This is a genomic window from Streptomyces sp. NPDC005752 (assembly GCF_040630715.1).
GTDB lineage: Bacteria > Actinomycetota > Actinomycetes > Streptomycetales > Streptomycetaceae > Streptomyces.
Genome location: NZ_JBEXYB010000028.1, coordinates 56,459 through 77,898, shown reverse-complemented (window position 1 = coordinate 77,898; position 21,440 = coordinate 56,459). Strand labels below are relative to the sequence as shown.

The 21,440-nt window shown below is 72.4% G+C and carries 20 protein-coding genes; 11 read left to right on the top strand and 9 right to left on the bottom strand.

The window, feature by feature from the left end; translation table 11 throughout:
• Positions 1 to 242 precede the first annotated feature (242 nt).
• The gene (locus ABZ441_RS23500) at positions 243 to 1,625 is read left to right on the top strand and encodes a transcriptional regulator (RefSeq protein ID WP_358977493.1); all 1,383 of its coding nucleotides are present in this window, start codon (positions 243 to 245) and stop codon (positions 1,623 to 1,625) included.
• Positions 1,626 to 1,785: 160 nt separating this feature from the next.
• A complete protein-coding gene (locus tag ABZ441_RS23495) occupies positions 1,786 to 3,333 on the top strand; it encodes a hypothetical protein (protein WP_358977491.1) in 1,548 nt (515 codons plus the stop codon).
• A 56-nt stretch (positions 3,334 to 3,389) separates the two neighbouring features.
• On the opposite strand, the gene ABZ441_RS23490 is transcribed toward ABZ441_RS23495, so the two are convergent.
• Positions 3,390 to 4,658: an ABC transporter substrate-binding protein gene (locus tag ABZ441_RS23490; RefSeq protein ID WP_358977489.1), complete on the bottom strand. Its 1,269-nt coding sequence runs from the start codon at positions 4,656 to 4,658 to the stop codon at positions 3,390 to 3,392.
• A 174-nt stretch (positions 4,659 to 4,832) separates the two neighbouring features.
• Here ABZ441_RS23490 and ABZ441_RS23485 point away from each other — a divergent pair, with 174 nt between their 5' ends.
• A complete protein-coding gene (locus ABZ441_RS23485) occupies positions 4,833 to 5,279 on the top strand; it encodes a hypothetical protein (protein WP_358977544.1) in 447 nt (148 codons plus the stop codon).
• Between the two features lie 28 nt (positions 5,280 to 5,307).
• Entirely contained in the window at positions 5,308 to 6,207 is a 900-nt protein-coding gene (gene purU / locus ABZ441_RS23480) for a formyltetrahydrofolate deformylase (protein ID WP_358977487.1), read from the top strand.
• Positions 6,208 to 6,216: 9 nt separating this feature from the next.
• Here purU and ABZ441_RS23475 read toward each other — a convergent pair whose 3' ends face one another.
• The gene (locus ABZ441_RS23475) at positions 6,217 to 7,461 is read right to left on the bottom strand and encodes a zf-HC2 domain-containing protein (RefSeq protein ID WP_358977485.1); all 1,245 of its coding nucleotides are present in this window, start codon (positions 7,459 to 7,461) and stop codon (positions 6,217 to 6,219) included.
• Positions 7,458 to 8,036 (bottom strand): sigma-70 family RNA polymerase sigma factor, encoded by a 579-nt coding sequence (locus tag ABZ441_RS23470; RefSeq protein ID WP_358977483.1) that lies wholly within the window; start codon positions 8,034 to 8,036, stop codon positions 7,458 to 7,460. Before ABZ441_RS23470 ends, ABZ441_RS23475 begins: the two co-directional genes overlap by 4 nt.
• A gap of 288 nt (positions 8,037 to 8,324) precedes the next feature.
• On the opposite strand from ABZ441_RS23470, the gene ABZ441_RS23465 reads away from it, so the two are divergent.
• From ABZ441_RS23465 to ABZ441_RS23455, 3 genes are all read left to right on the top strand, one after another.
• On the top strand, positions 8,325 to 8,699 hold the full coding sequence (locus ABZ441_RS23465; protein WP_205018255.1) for an STAS domain-containing protein: 375 nt from the start codon (positions 8,325 to 8,327) through the stop codon (positions 8,697 to 8,699).
• 82 nt (positions 8,700 to 8,781) lie between these two features.
• Positions 8,782 to 9,318, top strand: a complete 537-nt coding sequence (locus ABZ441_RS23460; protein WP_358977480.1) for an EF-hand domain-containing protein — start codon at positions 8,782 to 8,784, stop codon at positions 9,316 to 9,318.
• Between the two features lie 596 nt (positions 9,319 to 9,914).
• Entirely contained in the window at positions 9,915 to 10,424 is a 510-nt protein-coding gene (locus ABZ441_RS23455; RefSeq protein WP_358977478.1) for an ATP-binding protein, read from the top strand.
• Here the strand turns inward: ABZ441_RS23455 and ABZ441_RS23450 are convergent.
• Positions 10,352 to 11,374 (bottom strand): helix-turn-helix domain-containing protein, encoded by a 1,023-nt coding sequence (locus ABZ441_RS23450; protein ID WP_358977476.1) that lies wholly within the window; start codon positions 11,372 to 11,374, stop codon positions 10,352 to 10,354. The two genes, ABZ441_RS23455 and ABZ441_RS23450, sit on opposite strands and share 73 nt — an antisense overlap.
• A gap of 63 nt (positions 11,375 to 11,437) precedes the next feature.
• Here ABZ441_RS23450 and ABZ441_RS23445 point away from each other — a divergent pair, with 63 nt between their 5' ends.
• Both ABZ441_RS23445 and ABZ441_RS23440 read left to right on the top strand, forming a co-directional pair.
• Positions 11,438 to 11,869 carry a DUF2809 domain-containing protein gene (locus tag ABZ441_RS23445; protein WP_358977474.1) on the top strand — a complete coding sequence of 144 codons (432 nt, stop codon included), beginning with the start codon at positions 11,438 to 11,440 and terminating at the stop codon, positions 11,867 to 11,869.
• Between the two features lie 69 nt (positions 11,870 to 11,938).
• Positions 11,939 to 13,255 (top strand): MFS transporter, encoded by a 1,317-nt coding sequence (locus ABZ441_RS23440; protein ID WP_358977472.1) that lies wholly within the window; start codon positions 11,939 to 11,941, stop codon positions 13,253 to 13,255.
• 25 nt (positions 13,256 to 13,280) lie between these two features.
• Here the strand turns inward: ABZ441_RS23440 and ABZ441_RS23435 are convergent, their stop codons facing one another.
• The 5 genes from ABZ441_RS23435 to ABZ441_RS23415 form a co-directional block, all read right to left on the bottom strand.
• Entirely contained in the window at positions 13,281 to 14,468 is a 1,188-nt protein-coding gene (locus ABZ441_RS23435; protein ID WP_358977470.1) for an NAD(P)/FAD-dependent oxidoreductase, read from the bottom strand.
• A 91-nt stretch (positions 14,469 to 14,559) separates the two neighbouring features.
• Positions 14,560 to 15,150 carry a hypothetical protein gene (locus tag ABZ441_RS23430; protein ID WP_358977468.1) on the bottom strand — a complete coding sequence of 197 codons (591 nt, stop codon included), beginning with the start codon at positions 15,148 to 15,150 and terminating at the stop codon, positions 14,560 to 14,562.
• A gap of 17 nt (positions 15,151 to 15,167) precedes the next feature.
• Entirely contained in the window at positions 15,168 to 16,079 is a 912-nt protein-coding gene (htpX, locus tag ABZ441_RS23425; protein ID WP_358977466.1) for a zinc metalloprotease HtpX, read from the bottom strand.
• A gap of 68 nt (positions 16,080 to 16,147) precedes the next feature.
• The gene (locus ABZ441_RS23420; protein ID WP_358977464.1) at positions 16,148 to 16,813 is read right to left on the bottom strand and encodes a pyridoxal 5'-phosphate synthase; all 666 of its coding nucleotides are present in this window, start codon (positions 16,811 to 16,813) and stop codon (positions 16,148 to 16,150) included.
• A 142-nt stretch (positions 16,814 to 16,955) separates the two neighbouring features.
• Positions 16,956 to 17,603 carry a TetR family transcriptional regulator gene (locus ABZ441_RS23415; RefSeq protein WP_358977462.1) on the bottom strand — a complete coding sequence of 216 codons (648 nt, stop codon included), beginning with the start codon at positions 17,601 to 17,603 and terminating at the stop codon, positions 16,956 to 16,958.
• Between the two features lie 464 nt (positions 17,604 to 18,067).
• Here ABZ441_RS23415 and ABZ441_RS23410 point away from each other — a divergent pair, with 464 nt between their 5' ends.
• Positions 18,068 to 18,862 carry a VOC family protein gene (locus ABZ441_RS23410; RefSeq protein WP_358977460.1) on the top strand — a complete coding sequence of 265 codons (795 nt, stop codon included), beginning with the start codon at positions 18,068 to 18,070 and terminating at the stop codon, positions 18,860 to 18,862.
• A gap of 204 nt (positions 18,863 to 19,066) precedes the next feature.
• A complete protein-coding gene (locus ABZ441_RS23405; RefSeq protein ID WP_358977458.1) occupies positions 19,067 to 21,436 on the top strand; it encodes a PQQ-binding-like beta-propeller repeat protein in 2,370 nt (789 codons plus the stop codon).
• The last annotated feature ends 4 nt before the right edge of the window (positions 21,437 to 21,440 follow it).

Sequence of the window (21,440 nt, the reverse complement as noted above, 5' to 3'; positions counted from 1 at the left end):
CGGCTCCATCACGGGTTACGGGCGAACGTGCGCCGGCGGTGGGGGATCGATCCTGCACACGGGGCGCACGGATGCATGGGCGGGGGCGCGTGGGAGGAAGCGCACCGGTGTGCGGGTAGCGGTGTGCAGGACTGTGCCAACTCACCACCAGCCATACCCGATACAGATGAATATGCGCATTTCTTGTGCCGTGCCGGGCAGTGATGCCTTCACTGAATCACTGCGGTCCCAGGGGGAAAAAAATGGCAGCCAGGCCTCTCGTCGCCCGCCAGCCGAACGAACGGCTCCAGACGCTCATCCAGGAGGCGGCGTGTTCCAACGCCGGTCTCGCACGCCGGGTCAACATGACGGGGGCGGAGCGGGGGCTCGACCTCCGCTACGACAAGACCTCCGTGGCCCGCTGGCTGCGCGGACAGCAACCACGCGGCAGAGCGCCGGGAATCATCGCCGAGGCGATCGGGCGCAAGCTCGGCCGCACGGTCACGATCGACGAGATCGGCATGGCCAACGGCAAGAGCCTGGCCTCCGGCATCGGTCTGCAGTTCGCGCCCACCGTGCTGGGTGCCGTGGAGCAGGTCTGTGAGCTGTGGCGCAGCGACGTGGGCCGCCGCGACCTGCTGTCAGGGTCGGCGGTGGCCGCCTCCGCGCTGGTCGAGCCGAGCCGCGACTGGCTGATCACGGGCGCCGATCCGCAGGTGGCGCGGTCGACGGGCAGCAGGGTGGGCATGCCGGACGTGGCGGCGGTGCGGGCGACGACGGCCGCGCTCGTCGACCTGGACCACCGCTTCGGCAGCGGACATGTGCGTCCCGTCCTGGTGCACTACCTCAACAGCGTGGTGTCCGGGCTCCTTTCGGGTTCGTACCGGGAATCGGTCGGCCGCGAGCTGTTCGGTGCCGCCGCCCGGCTCACCGAGCTCGCCGGGTACATGGCCGTCGACACGGGCCAGCCGGGGCTGGCCCAGCGGTACTACATCCAGGCGCTGCGTCTGGCCCAGGCCGCGGGCGACCGTGCGTACGGGGGCTACGTACTGGCGGCGTCGATGAGTCATCTCGCGGCCCAGCTCGGCAACCCGCGCGAGATCGCCCAGCTCGCGCGGGCCGCGCAGGAGGGCGCGCGGGGGCGGGTGACCCCGCGCGCCGAGGCGATGTTCCACGCCGCGGAGGCCCGGGGCCACGCGCTCATGGGCGATGCCCGCACCTGCCAGGCCGCGTCGGGCCGGGCGCTGACGGCGCTGGAGCAGGCCGACCCGGACAAGGGCGACGACCCCGCCTGGATCACCCACTTCGACGCGGGCTACCTCGCCGACGAACTCGCGCACTGCCACCGGGACCTGGGGCAGGCCGAACCGGCGGCCCGCAGGGCGAAGGAGGCCCTGGCGGCCCTCCCGGCGTCCCGGACCCGGCGCCGGGGCATCGGCCTCGTGCTGCTGGCCACGGCGCAGGTGCAGCAGCGTGAGGTGGAGCAGGCGTGCCACACGGGGCTGCGGGCGATGGAACTTCTGGGAACGGTGCGCTCCAGCCGGGGTGCCGAATATCTCGACGACCTCCAGCAGCGGTTCGAGCCGTACGCGGACGAGCCCGCGGTCCGTGAGTTCGGCGCCAGGCTGGAGCTCCAGGCCGCCTGACCGGCGCCTCGGGCGAGTTGACCATGATCAGCGCCGGGTGTGCCTCACGTGTTACCCGCGGTGTGAAGGGGTGGTGAGCGCTCCTGGGCGCTTGGCGCCGGGCTTCGCGCACCCGGTAGCGTGAGCCGACGATTCCATAGGTTCACACGTAGGAGTCCCGGTGACGCAGAGCGGACAGGGTGACGAGCGGCAGCTTCCCGCTGTACGGCCCGCGCACGAAGGTGTCGTGCTGCCCGCGGAGGGTGGTGCCCCCTGGTACCCGGCGGGGCCGGCGGGCGGGCAGCAGGACCAGACCGCCCCCGCGGGCGGGCAGCCGTGGGGCAGGCCCTGGGGGCCGCAGGACCCCCATCAGGACGGCCCGCCACCGGGGCAGCTTCCACCGGAGCAGCCGCAGGGCGCGTACCAGCAGCCGCAGCACGGGCAGTACCAGCAGCAGCCGCAGCAGTACGGGGCGCAGCAGTACGCGCCACAGCAGGACGCGTACCACCAGAACTCCTACCAGCAGCAGGACCCGTACCAGCAGCAGGATCCGTACCAGCAGGCGCCGCAGCCGCAGCCGCAGCCGTACGCCCAGCCCCTGCCGCCCGAGGCCGTTCCGGGGCAGGGCACGCTCCCGGGCGGGGACGCGGACGCCACGCAGTACATCGCGCCCGTGGCGGGCGGCTCCCTGCCCGGTGGGCTGCCGGCCGAGAGCCCGGCGGAGGCCACCCAGCACCTGGCGCAGTCCGGGTCCCACGCGCAGCCGTCCGACGCCGACGCGACCCAGTACATACCCCCGGTGCCCGGCGGCGCCCCGTACGGAATACGGCCGGGGGCACCGGGCGACCGGCAGCCGCCCGCGGAGTTCGACAGCCTCTTCCGCAGTGAGGAGCCCGCGGGCGCCACACAGCAGATGCCCCGCTTCGCCGGACACCAGCAGCAGGGGCACCAGCAGCAGGGCGCAGCCCCGCAGCCGCAGCGCCCCCAGCAGGACGCCCAGCAGCCTCCACAGGGCGCCCCGGCCCACCGGCCCGCCCCGCAGGGACCCCGCGACGGGTACGGCGCTCAGGAGCCGGACCAGGGCCGCGCCGCACCGCGCCGACGGGCCGCGCACATCCCGCTGATCGCTGCCGTCGTCATCGGATGTGCCGTCATCGGGCTCGGCGCGGGTGCCCTGATGAGCGGGGGTGACGAAAGCTCCTCGGACGACAAGCAGCCTGTGGCCGCCGGGAGTTCACCGTCGGGTGACCCCTCCGCCCAGGCGCCCGACCCCGCGAAGCCCCAGGCCGAGGCGCTCGACGAACTGCTCGCCGACAGCAACGACAGCCGCTCGGCGGTGATCAGCGCAGTGGAGAAGATCAAGAGCTGCCGGGCGCTCGACCAGGCGGCCACCGACCTGACGGGCGCGGCCGAGCAGCGCCGCGGCCTGGTGACCCGGCTCGAAGGGCTGAGCGTCGACAAACTCCCGGACAACGCCGAGTTGAAGGCCTCCCTGACCAAGGCGTGGCAGGCCTCGGCGGAGGCCGACGACCACTACGCCGCGTGGGCCCGTCAGGCCAAGAACGAGAAGAAGGTCTGCAAGGGCGGCTCCGCCCGCTCGACCGACGCGACCGCCAAGGCCAACGCGTCGAGCGGCGAGGCCACCACGGCCAAGCGGAAGGCCTCGGGGCTGTGGAACTCCATCGCCGGGAAGTACGGGCTGACGGAACGCGCCCCCACGCAGCTCTGACGCCCGGCAGCCCCCGGCCCCGCTCCCGGCGGGGCCGGGGGCCGGGTGCCCGTGGGTCAGCCGCCCGAGCGGGCGTTCACCAGGGTCTCCGTGACATCCACGAAGCCCTCCTTCTCGGCGCCGAGGCGGCCGTCGCGGACCACCTGGAAGGTCACCCGCCCGTTCACGATGCGCGCGTACGCGGCCGTGCCGACCATGTCCTGGAAGCGCCAGCGCAGGGTGGGGGTGAGGCCGCCGGTGTCCACCTCGGTGCCCCGGTTGAGGCTGACGGATATCCCGCCCGCCGTGACGTCCGGCCGGTCCATCGCCTCGACGACCGCTCTGAGCGCGGTGTACGCGATCCAGGTGGTCTGCACCCCCGTGTCCGAGGGATCGATCCGGTTGTCACCGAACGCGTACTTCCGGATCACCTCGCGCATCTCGTTCCAGCGGACGTCACCCGAATCCGGGTACCAGCCGGTGACGAGAGCCCCTTCGAAGGGGCTGTCCGGTCCGCCCGAACGGTCGATGAGGCCCTGGCCCACGCTGCCGAGCACCGACGAGATCCGCACCTCGCTGCCCGTGGGCTCCAGGCGGCGGAAGGAGTCGAAGAACGTCTCGGTGCCCTTGCCGAGCACCGCGGTCACACAGCCGTCGCCCGCGTTGTCGAGGGCCCTGGCGGCCTCGGCGTCGTACGACGTCGCCTCCTCGGCCGCGCTGATGTCGTAGGAGGCGGGACGGCCGCTCCGGCTGAGACTCGTGTCGAGGAGACCGGGCATGGTGTCGCCGACCAGGGTGTCGGGCCGCACGAGCGAGACCCGCTCGCAGCCGGCGGCCAGCTGCTCGCCGTTCCCCGCGACGAGCGCGGGCTGGCCGCCGTTGACCGGGTAGGAGAGATAGCTGGTGAACTCGTCGGCGGAGGCTCCGTACCCGCCGATGTAGGGGATTCCGGCCGACTCCAGCGGAGCCAGGAACGCGCGCCCGTGCCTGCTGTACGAGCCGACGACCGCCGCCACGTTCTCGTCGGCCGCCCGCCGCGCGCACTTCGAGGCCCCGGTGGCGGTGTCCCGCTCGTTGCAGGTGAGCACCCGGAGCTCGTGGCCGCCGATTCCGCCCTTCTCGTTGATCCAGCGGGCATAGGTCCGCGCCATGGCCGGCATGCCCGCCATGCTCACGGTGTCGGCCCCGGTGGTGTCGGGAGCCCAGGTCATCACGGTGACGGGCTCCCTGGAGCCCTCCGAGGACCCCGGCAGGACACCGCAGCCGGACATCAGCAGCGCCCCCGCCACCGCCGTTGTGAGGAGTTCGTAGGGGCGGGAGGAGATGAGGCGTCGCCATCCGGTCATGGGCATGAATTTTTCCGGCTCACGGGTAACGCCGCAGTGTGCCGTGGTCGACGCAGGGTGACCTGGCGGTGAATTACGGGGGGCCGCGTGCGGCCGCCCGGAGGGAACGTACGATCGGCAACCGTGCAGCAAGGTTCGGAGAACACTTCCCGTCGCGGCCGTCGCTCCTCCACCATGGGCGGCATGCCCCCCAACGACATGCCGTGGTGGCGCTGGCGCAGCAACGTGCGCTCGGCGCTTCACATGCTTTCCGACCCCGTCTTCCACCACGAGTGCTGGCTGGCCGGCCGGGAAGGGTACGGCGACGTCACCGACGCCGTGTACCGCCTGGTCGAGGACACCTGGCTGGACAACTGGTCCGCCGAGAAATACGTGGGGACGATCTTCCGCGACTCCGCCGAGGCGGCTCTCGTGGACGTCGCCGCCCTGCGGGTGCTGCGCATCATGCACCAGATAGGCGCCGACGCCCCCGTCTCCGCCTACCTGGAGCATCCGGGCTGGCAGGAGGCGGTCACAGCCGCCCGCGAGGCCCATGTGATGCTCGCCACCAATGACGCCGAGGACCCCGACACCCCGCCGCACTCCCTGGACGTGCTCCGCATCATGACCGGTTCGGCGTGACCCGCGGGCGGTGTGGGACCCTACGGGGATGACCGCGCCGCAGCCCGCCGAATCCGTACCCGCTGCCTCGGACACCGTCGCCGAGCAGTACGTCCTCACGCTCTCCTGCCCGGACAAGCAGGGCATCGTGCACGCCGTGTCGAGCTATCTCTTCATGACCGGCTGCAACATCGAGGACAGCCAGCAGTTCGGCGACCACGACACCGGTCTCTTCTTCATGCGCGTCCACTTCTCGGCGGACGCCACGGTCAGCGTGGACAAGCTGCGCGCGAGCTTCGCCGCGATCGGGGACTCCTTCCGCATGGACTGGCAGATCCACCGGCCCGCCGACCGGATGCGGATCGTGCTGATGGTCAGCAAGTTCGGGCACTGCCTCAACGACCTGTTGTTCCGCTCCCGCACCGGCGCCCTGCCGGTCGAGATCGTGGCGGTCGTCTCCAACCACACGGACTTCGCCGAGCTGGTCGCCTCCTACGGCGTCCCGTTCCGGCACATCCCCGTGAACAGGGAGAACAAGCAGGAGGCCGAGGCGCAGCTGCTGGAGCTGGTCCGTGGGGAGAACGTCGAACTCGTCGTCCTCGCGCGCTACATGCAGGTCCTCTCGGACGATCTCTGCAAGCAGCTGAGCGGCCGGATCATCAACATCCACCACTCCTTCCTGCCGAGCTTCAAGGGTGCGAAGCCCTACCACCAGGCCCACGCGCGGGGCGTGAAGCTGATCGGCGCGACGGCCCACTACGTGACCGCCGACCTCGACGAGGGGCCGATCATCGAGCAGGAGGTCGAGCGCGTCGGGCACGGCGTCACGCCGGACCAGCTCGTCGCCATCGGCCGGGACGTCGAGTGCCAGGCACTGGCCCGTGCCGTCAAGTGGCACGCGGAGCAGCGCATCCTGCTCAACGGCCGCCGTACGGTCGTGTTCGCCTGAGGTCCGTGCTCACAGCCGGCTGAGGGAGGCCGCGGCGAACAGGACGTCGCGGATCGCCTCGCGGTCGCCCTCCTGTCCGGCAGCGGCCTCGACCGGCGGCACATGGCCGGCGACCAGCTTGCAGAACTCCACCCCGTCGAGCGCGACCTGCGCGACCGTGTGGGCGGGAGAGCCGAGGGCGGACGGTGAGTCCAGCGCGATGTACCAGTCGCCGCCGCCTCGGCCCTCGACCTCCAGATGGAGGGAACGGCCCGGCGACCCCGCGGTGACCAGGTGGCGGGACGGTGCGGCCAGCCCCGCGCGGCGCCGGCCGGCCAGAGTGGCGGGCAGCAGCCGCACCGCGAGGTCGATCATCCGGTGGAGATGGGCGGCGGCCGGCGGTTCGTAGGGGTAGTCCACCGCGTCCGCGATGTCACCGCCGTGCATCCAGCACTCGAAGGCACGCTCCAGGAGCGAGTCCTGCAGCGGGAGGCCGAAGTCCCCGTACGGCACGGAGCGCTCCGCGATCCCCCGGCCTGCGAAGGACACCGTCCGGACGAGGGCGTGGCTCTGGTCACGCCAGGGCTCCCGTACGGCCCGGGTCGGCGGAAGGAGAGCGGCCGACCAGTAGTGCTCGGTGCGCTCGGTCGGGGTCGGCGGCAGAGGGCTCCCGCTCTTCCCGAGGGGGTCGTCCAGATCGAGCGCCCGCGACACGAGACCGTCGACGGCCATCAGATGGCCGATCACCCCGGCGACCGTCGTCCTGCGGGTGACCTGCCGGTCGTCCTCGAACCACTTCAGCCGAACCGGCGCGTGCCACTCCGAGTCGCCGATGTCCCGCAGGAGCGCGTCGAGCCGTGCGGTCTCCGCGTCGTACGGCGCCGCCCACGAGGGGACGGGGATGCGTGCGGGACGGCGGCCGAGACAGCCCTCCAGCACCCGGGACCTGAGCATCGGGTCCAGGTCCAGCGTGCCGTCGGCGTGCAGCAGCCCCACGGCGTCGCGCAGCCGCAGCGCCTCGTCGGCGCAGGGCGCGCACGAGGTGAGGTGTTCCTCGACGGCCGCCGTCTCCTCGGCGGAGCAGGCGGCCAGAGCCCAGGCGCCGAGGAGCGACGTGAGCACCTTGTGGGGGAGCGGCGGTGCGGGCGGCTCCGGGATCACGGGCCGGGCCGGGGGCAGCCTCTCCTGGTCGTCCGCCGCGACCCGGGGCCCCGGTATGCGCCGTTCCACCGGCTGCTCCCCGTCGCGGCCGTCGCCGTCCCGGCCCCCGCTCACGGTGTCGGTCCGTATCCGGGAGGCGCCGAGCCGGCCGAGGGCCCGGTGTTCGCGGTGGACAGCAGCTGGAGGCCGAGCCGCAGCCGGCGCCTGGCCTCGTCCCCGGTGACGCCGAGGTCGGCCGCGGCCTGCCGGTAGTCCCGGCGCTGGACGTACGCGAGCTCCAGGGCGGCGCGCAGCGGGGCGGGCATGGAGGCGACGATGTAGTCGGCACGCGCCGCGGCGGTGGCCTTGAGCACCCGGTGCTCCAGGTCCTCGTCCTCGACCCGCCCGTCCGCGTCGGGCCCGCCCTGTTCCCTGCGGAGCCGCTGCACGGACAGACGGTGGGTGAGCCGCGCCACCCAGGAACGCATGGAGCCCTGCTTGGGGTCGTACACGTCCGGGTTCTCCCAGACGTATCCGAAGACCTCCCGCGTCACCTGGTCCGCCGCGTCCTCGTCGTCGAGCATGCGGTGTGCCTGGCTGTGCACGAGGGCGGCGAAGCGGTCGTAGAGCTCACCGAGGGCCGCCGCCTCGCCACGCGTCAGCCGCTGCTGCATCCGGCGGTCCCAGCGCGGTGGTGCGTCCTTCGCCATCCAGCCCCCAGCCCTGTGCCTCTCTTCGCACGTCGAATGTAGTCGTCGGCGTGGTCCGGTCATGCACCTTTGCGGCAAGTACGTCCCTGGAATGGCGTCGGATGATAAGGAATGATTGACACCTCGCCCCTTCCTGATCGCGTAAACGAACCTCAAGTGATCGTTCACGGTGCGATCCTGGGGGGAGGAGGGCGAAAGGGAGTTTCACGGACCCGTACGCGGGCAGCCGCGAGGAGGAACGGAAACTTCCGGATCCTCCGGAGCCCCCGGAACGAGAGGCCGAGTCGCGTGACGCTGAAGGTGTACGAGACCGAGCAGGACGCGTGGACCGTGCTGCGCATCCACGGCGAGCTCGACCTCGTCAGTTCACCCGTCGTGCGCCAGTCCGTGCACGGGGCGGTGGCCGCAGGGCAGCACGACGTGGTCCTGGACCTCTCCGGCGTCCTGTTCTGCGACTCCAGCGGAGTCAACGTCCTGATCGCCGCCCGCCGCCTCATGAAGTCCTGCGGCGGCCGGCTGAGGCTGATCCTCCCGGCCCGCGGCGCGGTCGACGGCTCGCACGTCAACAAGGTGCTCGGCGCCCTCGGGGTACGCCGGCTCTTCGACGTCTACTCCGACGCGGACGCTGCCACCGACGACGAATCCCAGCCGCTCACCGCTTGACACGCCGTACCGCAGCGAGGTTGTCACACCACTGAGGACGGTTGGTGACACGTGGCCCCGCTCGGCGTCGTACGCTCGCCGCATGGACAGCGCAGAGTACGAGCGCAAGATCGCGCACCGCTTCGCCGCCTTCGACCAGGACGGCAACGGCTACATCGATCGCGCAGATTTCAACGCCGCCGCGGCCCGTCTGCTCACCGAGTTCGGTACGACGGCCCGCTGCGACAGGGGTCAGTCGCTCTACACGGGTGCCGAGGCGTTCTGGCAGGGCATGGCGGGCATCGCCGACGTGGACGGGGACCAGCGCGTCACCCGGCAGGAGTTCGTCGGCGGGGCCGTGAAACGGCTGCGTGACAACCCCGACCGCTTCGCGGAGATCGCGCGGCCCTTCCTGCGCGCGGCGATCGCCGTGGCCGCCGGCACGGATCCCGAGGGCTCCGCCCCCGCCTCGGCCCCCGTCGCCGCGGTGGAGCGCGCGCTGCGGGTGCTGGGCGCCGCGGACGACATCGCGAGCGTCGCGGCCCGGAGCCTGGACACCGACCAGGACGGCCGGATCGCCGAGGACGACGCGGTCGCCGCCTTCTCCGCCTACTTCACCGTGATCGAGCCCGACGCGTAGCGACCCGGCCGGACCGGGCGCTCGGTGCCCGGTCGGCCGGAGCGCGGTTCTCGCTCCTCGACGCCCGACCAGGTGAGCAGCTCGTGCTCCTCAGCGGCCCGGACCCGGCTTCCCCCGGGCCGGGCCGCACTGCCGTGCCCCGGCGGTCGTGGCCGACCACGGGCGTACGGACGGTGCGCCGGGGGTGACGCAACGCATCCGGGAGCCGGCTCGGTACCGGGAGCCATCTGTCACCGGGCGGAGTCGCGAGCCCGTGCTCGGGTACGCTCCGGTGGATGCGAGCGGTACGGGAACCGAAGGATCCGGGTGCGACCCCTGTGGCCGCCCCGGGCGGCGCGCGGTGTCCTGCTCGCGGCCCACGGAGCTGCGAGGGGCCCGACGGGGACGCGGTCCCCCGGGCGCCGGTGCGCTTCTGTTCGACTCTTCGCAGCACGCGTCGCACACTATGGACCACGCGTACTCCTTCGCGCTGGAATATGCCCGAAGCGCTTGTTGCGGTGACTGTACGTCAACCATGCTGTCTCGCAGGGGAGTCACGTTCCGTGACCCCGAAGAGGCGCGAGGCGATGTGTCCGCCGGTTCGGATGGTGTGAGCGGTGCAGGTGCTTCAGGTTCAGCTGGAAGTCGGGCCGGATCCCGCGGAGGTGGGGCGGGCCCGCAGATGGGCGCGGTCGCGTCTGGCCGGCTCGGGGATGGACGACGACGAGCCGCTCGCGGAGACGCTGATCCTGCTGATCTCGGAGCTCGTCACCAACGCGGTGGTCCACACCGGCTGTCCGGCCGTGCTGCGGATGCTCTTCGGCACCGCGAATCCGGCCGGTTCGGCCGGGACGGTCCGGGTGGAGGTGGCCGACACCAGTTGCCGGCCGCCGCAGCCGCGTCACGCCGAGGGCGAGGACACCGGCGGCCGTGGTCTGGAACTGGTGGACGGCCTGGCGGATCGCTGGGGCTGGCAGCCGGAAGGCGCCGGCAAACGGATCTGGTGCGAGCTCGACCGCGGTGCCCCCGTGCTGGTCCCGGTGTCCGGGAGCGGTCAGGCGACCGGGCGCGTCTGCGAGGGCACAGCCGGACGCCCGGTGGACCTCGCCCGGAACGTCCGCCGGTAGACCGTGGGCGGCACCCCCAGCGCGGCCTGCACGTGCTGCCGCAGGGAGGTGGCCGTACCGAAGCCGGAGTCCTGCGCCACCTGGTCGACCGACAGGTCCGTGGACTCCAGCAGGTGCCGTGCCCGCTCCACCCTCTGCTGGGTGAGCCACTGCCCCGGGCTGACGCCCGACTCCTCGCGGAAGCGCCGGGTGAAGGTGCGCACGCTCATCGACTCCTGCCGCGCCATGTCACGCAGCAGGATCGGCTGTTCCAGTCGTCCGAGGGCCCAGGACCGCGCGGCCGTCGTCGTGGCGAGGCCCGCCTCGGGCAGCGGGCGTCGGACGAACTGGGCCTGGCCGCCGTCACGGTGCGGCGGGACGACGGTGCGGCGGGCGACGTCGTTGGCGACGGCGGTGCCGTGGTCGCGGCGCAGGATGTGCAGACACAGGTCTATCCCTGCGGCCACACCGGCCGAGGTCAGCACGTCCCCGTCGTCGACGAACAGGACGTCCGGATCGACGCGGACCTTCGGGAAGAGCCGCTGGAAGCGGTCGGCCGAGGACCAGTGGGTGGTGGCGGGGCGGCCGTCGAGATATCCGGCCGCGGCGAGCACGTAGCCGCCCGTGCAGATGGAGACCATCCGGGTCCCCGGCCTGATGTGCGACAGAGCGGCGGCCAGCTCGCCGGTGAGCCGGCCCTCCTCGTGGACGGAGCCGAGTTCGTACGAGGCCGGGACGACGACCGTGTCGGCGGTGGCGAGTGCGTCGGGCCCGTGCTCGACCAGGATGCTGAAGTCGGCGTCCGTGCGGACGGGGCCCGGGGGACGGACGGAGCAGGTCACGACGTCGTACAGCTTCTCGCCCCTGCCGGGCGCCCCCGGACTCCGCGCGAGGCCGAAGATCCTCTGCGGGATGCCCAGTTCGAAGGGGATCACCCCGTCCAGGGCGAGCACGACGACACGCTGGCGCATCTGGAACCCCTGCTCTTCCGCGGATTGTGCGTGACGGGTGGTGGCCTGATAAACGTACCGACCATGGAGAGAACGCCGGCTGTCCCCGCATCCGTTCCCCGGCCCGTCGTCGTTCGCGCGACGGCCGCGGCCGCCGCACTCGTGACCGTGGCGGCCGGCCTCGGCATCCGGTCGGCGGCGAGCGGGGACGTGGCGAAGTACGCGGGCGACGCCTTCTACACGGTCCTGATCCACACCCTGGTGGTCCTCCTCGCGCCCCGGGTGCGGCCGCTGACGGCGGCGGGTGCCGCCCTGGCCTTCAGCTGGGCCGTCGAACTCGCCCAGCTCACCGGCGTTCCGGCCGAACTCGCACAGCGGAGCACGGCGGCACGGCTGGTGCTCGGTTCGACGTTCAACGCCCCGGACCTGCTCTGGTACGCGGTCGGGGCGGCACTGGCCTGGGCCGTCCACAGCCGCCTGCGGTCGGGAGGGGCCCTCGTCCGGTCCCGCACCTGATCCCGCGGTGGCCCGATCCCTGCGAAGCGTGTCCTTCCAGCCACTCGCCCGGGTCGGCCGGCCGGCCCGATGCTGATCGGCGTGACCCAGACGACGGACAACGCGACGGCCGAGTACGCCCCTCGCCGCCGCTTCCTCCCCCGGATACACCGCGCGTGGATCGTGGCTGCCGTCACCTTCGTGACGATCATCGGCGGCGCGGCCTTCAACTCCCTGCCCGGTCTCCTCATCGACCCCCTCCACACCTGGTTCGGCTGGTCACGCGGCGAGATCGGTCTCGCCGTCTCCCTCGACATGGCGCTGTACGGGCTGACCGCCCCGTTCGCCGCGGCGCTGATGGACCGGTTCGGTATCCGCCGGGTCGTGGTCGTCGCCCTCGGGGCGGTGGCCACCGGGGCGCTGGCGAGCGTCTGGATGACCGCGTCCTGGCAGCTGATGCTCTACTGGGGCCTGCTCGTCGGGCTTGGCACCGGTTCGATGGCGATGGCCTTCTCCGCGACCGTCACCAACCGCTGGTTCGTGGCCCGCCGGGGACTCGTCACCGGGATCCTGACCGCGGCGGGGGCCTCCGGTCAGCTGGTCTTCCTCCCGCTGTGCGCCTGGATCGTCGACAGGCACGGCTGGCAGCCCGCCTCCGTGACGGTGGCGCTGGCCGCCCTCGTCGTCATCCCCTTCGTCTGGCTGCTCATGCGCGACCACCCGGCCGACGTGGGTATCGCCCCCTACGGCGGTGCGTACGTGGAGAAGCCGGCGCCCGCGACCGGGGCCGCCGCCCGCACCCTGCGCGTCCTGTTCGACGCGGCACGCACGGGCCCGTTCTGGCTGCTCGCGGGCTCGTTCGCCATCTGCGGCGCGTCCACGAACGGTCTGATCCGCACCCACTTCGTCCCCTCGGCGCACGACCACGGCATGGAGATCACGGCCGCTGCCTCCCTGCTGGCGGTCATCGGGGTCTTCGACATCATCGGGACGATCTTCAGCGGCTGGCTCACGGACCGCTTCGACGCCCGCAGGCTGCTGGCCGTCTACTACGCGCTGCGGGGTGTCTCGCTGCTGTTCCTTCCGATGCTGATGGCCCCCGCGGTGCACCCGCCCATGGTCTTCTTCATCGTGTTCTACGGCCTGGACTGGGTCGCCACGGTCCCGCCGACCCTGGCCCTGTGCCGCGAGCAGTACGGCGAGGACAGCGCGATCGTCTTCGGCTGGGTCCTGGCCTCCCACCAGGTGGGGGCCGCCCTGGTGGCGTTCCTCGGCGGGGTGGCCCGTGACGTGACCGGCTCCTACGACGTCGTCTGGTACGCCTCGGGCGCCCTGTGCGCCATGGCCGCCCTCATGGCCCTGCTGATCCGCCGTCGGCGGGACGCGGGCGCACCGGCCGCCGTGTGAGGGGCCGGCGGGCGGGCGTCCGGGGTCAGCCCGCCCTCGCCACGCGGGCGGCTATCTTCCGGGCGTCCAGGGCCATCTCGCGGAGCATCCCGCTGATCGGGTTGGTGAAGCCCGTGAAGTACAGGCCGGGGGCTCCGGCCGGGGTGCGGGCGCCGTGCACCACGGGGCGGCCCCTCGGGTCCAGTACGCCGAGATGGCCGACCAGGCCCTCCAGGGCTCGTTCGTAACCGGTCGCCGCTATCACCGCGTCCGGGGTGATACGCGTCCCGTCGGCCAGTTCCACCGCGTCCCCGTCGAACGATCCGACGGTCGCCACGGGAACCACCCTGCGGCTCTTCACCGCGTCGATCAGCCCGACGTCCTGGACGGGGATCGCGCCCTCCCTGACCCGGGAGTACAGGCCCGTGTCGGGCCGGGGGAGGCCCTGCTCCGCCAGGTCGGGGACGGAGACGCGGCACATGAGGCGGCCCGCGCGGTCGACGAGCCGGACCGGCAGTCTGCGGACCAGTACGGCGGTCGCCTGGGCGGGCCAGCCCGCCGTGGAGCGGCGCACGATGTGCGGGACCGTGCGGACCGCGATCCGCACGCGGGCGGCCCCGCCCTCGACCAGGTCCACGGCGATCTCCGCGCCGGTGTTGCCGATGCCGACGACCAGGACGTCCTTGCCCGCGTACGGGGCCGGGGAGCGGTACTCCGAGGCGTGGACCAGTTCGCCGGTGTAGCCCTCGCTCCCCGGCCACCCGGGAATCCGCGGGGTGTGGTTGAAGCCGGTGGCCACCACCACGGCGCGTCCGGTCAGCACCCGGCCGCCGGTCGCGCTCAGCTGCCAGCCCGAGCCGTCGTCGGTCCGGTCGATCCGGGAGACCTCGACGCCCGTGACCACCTCGAGCTCGTGGTGCTCGGCGTACTTCTCCAGGTAGCGCACCATGTCGTCGCGCGACACCCAGCGACCGAACCTGCGGGGCATCGCCAGCCCCGGCAGCGCGGACCAGCGGCGGGTCGTGTGGAGGTGCAGCCGGTCGTAGTGGCGGCGCCAGGACGCCCCCACGTCGCCGGACTTCTCCAGGACCACCGCCCGTACGCCCCGCTCCCGCAGGGCCGCCGCGGTGGCGAGGCCGCCCGGGCCGCCGCCGATCACATAGACCGGCCGGCCGTCGGTGCGGTCGATCGACGAGGGCTGGGCGTCACCGGGGGTGGATGTGCTGTCTGGCATGGTTCGGAGCGTAATCGGACATGGACATGATGGGTTCCGGTCCGGGCGGGAATCGGTTGCGAAATGATCACGGGCGGGTGAGCGGGCCCGCTCAGAGCCCCGGCGCTCCCCACACCGGGAACCAGCGCGACAGGTCGTCCTCCACCCGGAGGTCGTCGCCGAGCACGGCGCGCACCTGGAGTTCCAGCTGGTTGTCACGCTTCTCCCCGCCGCCCGGAGCCGGGGCGAACGGGTAGAACGTGCCCCGCTTGTAGAGGTAGACCAGCGCCAGCGGACGCCCCTCCGGATTCCGGAACCCGATCATCGAGCAGAGCAGATGGGGGCCGAAGCCGCCGTCCTGCAGGAGGGTGTTGACCGCGTGCAGGTCGTTGACCAGGGCCGCGGTGCCCTCGGACTCCGGCTCCTGGCGGGCGAGCAGCCAGGTGTAGCCGTAGGCGTCACGGCTGAACTCGACCGGGATCCCGCCCCGGCCCGTGTCCGCGTCGAGCAACTCCCTCACCTCCTGCTGGATGCGGGCGAACGTGCCGCCCTCCACCCCCGCGAAGCACACCGAGCCGGATCCGGTCGGTGCGAAACCGGTGCCGGCCTGGAGGGTGAGCGCCGCGGAGGGGACCGCGAAGAGCTGGTCGAGGTCGGGGCGGACCGGTTTGCTGCGCCCCAGGATGCTGTCGAGCAGGCCCACGACGGGCTCCTCACGGGTCACGGGTGGGACAGGCCGGCGGAGATGCGGGCCAGCTGGTCCAGGCGCTGTTCGAGGGTCGGGTGGGAGGAGATCAGCCGGCCCAGGCTCTCCTTGGAGGCGAAGGCGGGCACGAAGTAGAAGGCGTTGTACGGTTCCGCCTTCCGCAGGTCCTCCGTCGGGATCCGGGCCATCTGCCCGCTCACCTTGGTGAGGGCGGAGGCGAGCGCCGAGGGGCGGCCGGTGAGCAGTGCGGCCGTGCGGTCGGCGGAGAGCTCGCGGTAGCGGGAGAGCAGCCGGGTCAGCAGGAAGCTGAGGGCGTACACGACCGCGCTGATCAGCGGGATGAGCATGATGATGATGCCCGCCGGGTCGTTGCCCCGGCTGTTGCGGGCGAAGCCGCCCCACAGAGCGACCCGGGTGACGACTCCGGCGAGGACCCCGAGGAACGAGGCGATCGTCATGACCGCCACGTCGCGGTGCGCGACGTGCGATATCTCGTGCGCCAGGACGCCTTCGAGCTCCTCGGGTTCCAGTCTGCGCAGCAGCCCTGTCGTGGCGCAGACCAGGGCGGTCTTCTCGCTGCGGCCGGTCGCGAAGGCGTTCGGCACGTCGCTGCGCGCGATGGCCACCCGGGGTTTGGGCATGTCGGCGAGGGCGCAGATCCGGTCGATCGCCCCGTGGAGTTCAGGTGCCTCCTGCGGGGTGACCTCCCGGGCGCCCATGCCGTACGCCGCGATGCGGTCGCTGAACCAGAACTGGGCGACGAACATCCCGCCCGCCAGGATCAGGACGAGGGGCCAGGCGCCGCGCAGGACGGCCAGCAGTACGCCCACCAGGACCACGTACAGCAGGCCGATGAAGAACATCGTGCTCACCATGCGGGTGGTCAGACCGCGGTCGGGGGCGTAGCGGGAACGGGTTCGTGCCATGGGTGCCTCCAGTGGCTCACCTGACTCCCATAGTGCCCCTTTCATGCAAAAGACGTATAAGGACCGGTTCAGGGCCAGAGGAGCTCGCGCGTCCATCCCGCACCGTCCCGGCGGTAGCGCAGCCGTACGTGCCTGCGGCGGTCGTCGCCCTGGAAGAACTCCACCTCCTGCGGCTCGACCGCATACCGCGTCCAGGTCTCCGCCTCGGCGTCCGGCTCCGCCCGCGCACGCTGCCAGGCCGCCTCGGAGGCCCGTACGAGGTCCTCCAGCGAGGGCAGAACGGCGCTCTGCGATCCGGTCAGCGCGGCGGCCAGCGCACCGGTGGACCTGGCCCGCAGATCGGCCCGGCTCTCCTGGCGGCTCGCCGCGACCGCCGTGCCCCGTACGCGCACCTGGCGGCCCTGGGCGGGCCAGTAGAAGCCGAGCGCCGCGTCCGGGCGGGCCGCGAGCTGGCGGCCCTTCGCGCTGGTCGTGTGCGTGGCGAAGTGCCAGCCGTGCTCGTCCGCGTCGTGCAGCATCAGCGTGCGCACATCGGGCCGGCCCCCGGGGTCCGCGGTCGCCAGGGTCATGGTGTGCGGTTCGGTCTGCCCGGCCGCCACCGCCTCGGCGAACCAGGTGTGGAAGAGGGTGAGAGGAGCGGCGGGTGCGCCGGACGGGTCGAAGCCGGGGAGGGGCACGTCCCAGACGCGCTGCGCGCGGAGCAGGTCGCGGAAGTCGTTCTGTGCATCGCTCATGGGTCCATTCCACAGCGTCGCGGGCCGGTGCGGGAACGCCGACGGCGGACCACAGGGGTGGTCCGCCGTCGGTGAGACAGGACGCGGGGGAGCCGCGGAGGAGCGCGGTGTCCGGTGTGTGCGGGGGAGTCCTGGCCGGCGCCTACCTGACCGGCTTCTTGCCGGTGATGCCCAGGTGGACCAACAGAGCGAGGTTCGGGCGGAGTTCGGCCTGCTTCACGCCCCAGGTGGTGAAGCCCTTCTGGTGCGAGGCGACGCCCGCCAGCATGACGACGAGGGATCCGGCCACCGCGCCGGGGCTGACGTCCTTGTCCACCCTGCCCTTGGTCTGGAGCTCCTTGACCGCTTCGGTCAGGGAGTGGGTGACCGAGTTCAGGACCTTCATGCGGATCTTGTAGAACCGCTTGTCGCCCTCGGCGGCGCCGAGGTCGACGACGCGGAGGATCGCGTCGTGGCGGCGCCAGAAGTCGAGGAACCCCTCGACCAGTTCTTCGGAGGCCTGCCAGCCGGCCTTGCCGACCCAGGAGCGCCCGCCGACCAGTTCGGTCAGGCCGGTTCCCTCCTTTGCCATTTCCTCGGCGAGTTCGAGAACGGCGCCCTCGACGTCGGGGAAATACTGGTAGAAAGTCGCGGGTGAAGTCCCCGCCTTACGGGCCACGTCGATGACTTTGACGTCCCGGTACGGCGAGGAGCTGAGCATCTCGCTGAGGCAGTCGAGCAGCTTCTGCCGCGTCGCCTGACCGCGTCGACCAGCCACGCGGCCGTCGACGGTGCGCACTTGTCCTGTCATGCCGTCAGCTTACCGAGGGGTGATCCGAGCGCGATCTGACCGACTGCAAATGGGGAACGCTTCAGTCGGGACGGGGTGAGCAGCGCAATTCCCCGTGGCGCCTGAGTCCCTTTTCGTGCGCCCGCGAACAATTCGCGGAATTGCTCTTCAATCCGCTTCCGGCCGCTCCCGGCCGCTTCGGACCGTCTCGGGCGCGTTCCGGAGTGATGGTGTTATCAACAGCCTGTGGATAACTTCGGTGGACAACTTCCGTCCACGAGGGTCACCGGGCCTTCACGATTCGGGCAAAGGTTCCATTCGGGCCCTCGGGGCGCGCCGTGGGGCCCCCGACGCTACGTTGAGTGTGACGGGCGTCACGGTCGCCGTCGCCGCGGTCCACAGTGCTCCACAGCTCGCCGCCGCGGGGCGCCGGGGGTGTCACCGCGACCTCACCGCGACCTCACCGCGACGGAAGGACCCGGGCCATGGCCGCATTCGCGCAGTCCGCGCCGTGCTGGGTGGATGTGCAGCTCTCCGACCTGGAGGCGGGCAAGCGCTTCTACGGCGGGCTCTTCGGGTGGACCTTCCACGCCGGGGACGGCATGCCCTTCGCCGACGCGTACAGCGAAGGCGAACTCGTCGCAGCGCTGGCCGCCAAGAAGGACGGCCGCATGCCCACGACCTGGGGCGTCTACTTCTCCACCGACGACATCCTCGCCACCGTCGCCCTGGTCCGTAAGGCGGGCGGGCAGATGATCACCGATCCGGTGCGGGCCGGAGGGGCCGGGGTCCTGGCGCAGGCGGCGGACCCCGGGGGTGCGGTCTTCGGCCTCTGGCAGGCGGGTGAGCGCGCCGGCTTCGAGAAGGCGAACGCGCCGGGAGCCTTCTGCTGGACCGAGGTCCACACCCGGCAGCCGGAGCGCGTGGACGCCTTCTACGAGGAGGTCTTCGGCTTCCGGGGGACCGACGTCGAACTGCCCGGCGACGACGGGACTGGCGAGCCGTTCCGGATCTGGTCGCCCGCCGGGGCCGAGCCGGGTGAGGACACGGCGATCGGCGGGCGCGCGGTGATCACGGACGCGTTCCCCGAGATGCTGCCCAGCTACTTCCTCACCTACTTCGCCGTCGCCGACTGCGACCGCGCGGCCGAGGCCGCCGTACGCCTCGGTGGCCGGATCACGGCCCCGCCCCTCGACATCCCGTACGGGCGGACGGCGGTCCTCCAGGACGACCAGGGTGCGGCTTTCGCCGTACTCCAGCCGACCGAACTGCTTTCCTAGCCTTCCCGTCCCTTCCCGGCAGGTGTCCTGAAAGGGATGGAGTGCCACACAACACCCCGACTCGCCCCCGGGTTCGCAACCGGGGCCCGGGACAGGAAGAATCAGGGTGCGCACCGCCAAGTGGTGCCCAGTGGTGAGACGCTGCACAGGGCGGGATTTCGCGGGCTTCTGTTCCTGAGGTCCGTACGGGGAGGTGGCAGGCAAGTGGAGCAGCTGACGCAGCATGACCCGAGGCGGATCGGCCCGTTCGAGGTGCTGGGACGGCTCGGGGCCGGCGGCATGGGGCTGGTCTATCTGGCGAGGTCGGCGTCGGGCCGGCGGGTGGCGATCAAGACGGTCCGTACGGAACTGGCCGAGGACCAGCTGTTCCGGGTCCGCTTCACACGGGAGGTGGAGGCCGCTCGAGCGGTCAGCGGTTTCTACACCGCCGCCGTGGTCGACGCCGACCCGAGGGCGGCGGTGCCCTGGCTGGCCACCGCCTACGTGCCCGCTCCCTCCCTCGAGGAGATAGTGAGTGAGTGCGGTCCGATGCCGACGCAGGCCGTGCGCTGGCTGGCCGCAGGGATCGCGGAGGCCCTGCAGTCGATCCACGGGGCGGGCCTCGTCCACCGCGACCTGAAGCCGTCCAACGTCCTCGTGGTCGAGGACGGCCCGCGGGTGATCGACTTCGGTATCGCGTCCGGCGTCTCCAACACCCGGCTGACCATGACGAACGTGGCGGTGGGCACGCCCGCCTACATGTCTCCGGAGCAGGCCCGCGACTCGCGCAGCGTGACGGGCGCCAGCGACGTGTTCTCGCTCGGCTCGACCCTCGTCTTCGCTGCGACGGGCCACGCCCCCTTCCACGGGGCGAATCCTGTCGAGACCGTGTTCATGCTGCTGCGGGAGGGCCCCGACACCGAGGGGCTCCCCGACGATCTGCGGCCGCTCATCGAGTCCTGCATGCAGATGGACGCGACCCGGCGGCCCAGCCCGGCCGACCTGCAGTCCCAGCTGGCCCCGCACCTGTTCGCCTCGGGCAGCGACGACAGCGGCACGGCGTCGGCCTGGCTGCCGACCGTCGCGACCGCGATGATCGAGCAGCGCCGGGGCGGCGGCCGCACCGTCGCCGTCGCGCCGGCCCCCGTGGCCGTGCCGCCGCCTCCGCAGCGGCCTCCGCCGGGTGCCGACTGGGGCGGGGCGTGGCGCAGCGGCGGAGACCTGCGGACCGCGCCGGCCCCCGCCCCGGTGTCGGCGCCCGCCCCCGACGGCGGTCCCGTACGGCTGGGTGGTGCCCAGGTGCCGATCGGCCCCGGACCGCGCCCCGTGGACGTACGCGGCCCCGCCGCCGCGCACGCCGACCCGGCCACCGGCTGGGTGCGCCCGCCCGCCGGGCACCCTTCCGCCGCTCCGGCCGCTCCGCTGCCCGCCCCCGCACCGGCCCCCGACGCGGCGCCGGAACGCTGGCGTCCGTGGCGTTTCCGCATGTCGAACGACGTATGGGGTACGCCCGTCGTGGTCGGCGACCTGCTGTACGTGACGTCCTTCGAGGTCCACGCCCTGGACGTGGGCAACGGGAGACGTCAGTTCAAGACCCGCGACGTGGCCTGGTCGATGGCCGTCGACGGCGGCCGGATCCACGCCTCGGACGGACCGTCCCTGTACGCGTTGGACGCGGCGACCGGCACCGAGCGGTGGCGGCTCCGGACGGACGCCTGGGTGTACTCCCTCAAGGCCGACCGGGGCACCGTCCTGACCGGGACGCGAGGCGGCGGCGTGCAGGCGTGGGAGGCGTCCAGCGGCGAGAAGCTGTGGGAGACCACGGGAGTCCAGACGGACTTCGAGACGCCGGAGGCCGGGCCCGTCATCCACGACGGCACGGTCTACCTCTGGCAGGACGCCCGGCTGCGGGCCGTCGACGCGCGCACCGGCACGGAGCGCTGGTCGTACCCCGTCGGCGACGCCGCGTCCTGCGGCGGAGTCCCGGTCCGCCTGACGCCCGCCCCCGACGGCTTCGTGTACGTCGCCGCGGGGACGCGTGTGCTGGCCGTGGACACGGTCTCGGGCCGGGTGCGCTGGCACTTCGAGTCACCGGCGGTCTTCCTCTCCCCGCCCGCCTTCGCGCCGGGTCCCGCGGTCACGGGCGGCGGTGTGTACCTCGCCGACTACCTCGGCACCGTGTACGCCCTGGACGCCTCGACCGGCAAGGACCGCTGGCGGATCGCGACGGAGGCACGGCAGTCCGTCGAGCCCGCGCTGGTGACGGGGGGCAACGTGCACGTCGGAAGCGGCAGCGCGCTCTACACCCTGGACGCGGTGACCGGCACGCCGAAGTGGCGCTTCGCCGCGGGCGGTGAGGTGGTCGGCGCACCCGTGGTCGCGGACGGGCGGGTCCACTTCGGCTCGGCCGACCATGTGCTCTACACCCTGGACGCGGCGGGCGGCCAGCTCCGCTGGAAGCTCGCCACGGGCGGTGAGATCACGGGTTCCCCGGTGGTGCAGGGGGGTGTCGTGTACGCCTGCAGCAAGGACCGCTGCGTGTACGCGCTGGACGCGCTGAAGGGCACCGGGACGGGCAACAGGGCCCGTACCTGAGGCC

Bases quoted from the DNA above. Each gene is read 5' to 3' on its own strand.
- ABZ441_RS23500 (WP_358977493.1), top strand. From the start codon at position 243: ATGGCAGCCAGGCCTCTCGTCGCCCGCCAGCCGAACGAACGGCTCCAG.
- ABZ441_RS23490 (WP_358977489.1), bottom strand. From the start codon at position 4,658: ATGACCGGATGGCGACGCCTCATCTCCTCCCGCCCCTACGAACTCCTC.
- ABZ441_RS23485 (WP_358977544.1), top strand. From the start codon at position 4,833: ATGGGCGGCATGCCCCCCAACGACATGCCGTGGTGGCGCTGGCGCAGC.
- purU (WP_358977487.1), top strand. From the start codon at position 5,308: ATGACCGCGCCGCAGCCCGCCGAATCCGTACCCGCTGCCTCGGACACC.
- ABZ441_RS23470 (WP_358977483.1), bottom strand. From the start codon at position 8,036: ATGGCGAAGGACGCACCACCGCGCTGGGACCGCCGGATGCAGCAGCGG.
- ABZ441_RS23460 (WP_358977480.1), top strand. From the start codon at position 8,782: ATGGACAGCGCAGAGTACGAGCGCAAGATCGCGCACCGCTTCGCCGCC.
- ABZ441_RS23450 (WP_358977476.1), bottom strand. From the start codon at position 11,374: ATGCGCCAGCGTGTCGTCGTGCTCGCCCTGGACGGGGTGATCCCCTTC.
- ABZ441_RS23445 (WP_358977474.1), top strand. From the start codon at position 11,438: ATGGAGAGAACGCCGGCTGTCCCCGCATCCGTTCCCCGGCCCGTCGTC.
- ABZ441_RS23440 (WP_358977472.1), top strand. From the start codon at position 11,939: ATGCTGATCGGCGTGACCCAGACGACGGACAACGCGACGGCCGAGTAC.
- ABZ441_RS23435 (WP_358977470.1), bottom strand. From the start codon at position 14,468: ATGCCAGACAGCACATCCACCCCCGGTGACGCCCAGCCCTCGTCGATC.
- htpX (WP_358977466.1), bottom strand. From the start codon at position 16,079: ATGGCACGAACCCGTTCCCGCTACGCCCCCGACCGCGGTCTGACCACC.
- ABZ441_RS23420 (WP_358977464.1), bottom strand. From the start codon at position 16,813: ATGAGCGATGCACAGAACGACTTCCGCGACCTGCTCCGCGCGCAGCGC.
- ABZ441_RS23415 (WP_358977462.1), bottom strand. From the start codon at position 17,603: ATGACAGGACAAGTGCGCACCGTCGACGGCCGCGTGGCTGGTCGACGC.
- ABZ441_RS23410 (WP_358977460.1), top strand. From the start codon at position 18,068: ATGGCCGCATTCGCGCAGTCCGCGCCGTGCTGGGTGGATGTGCAGCTC.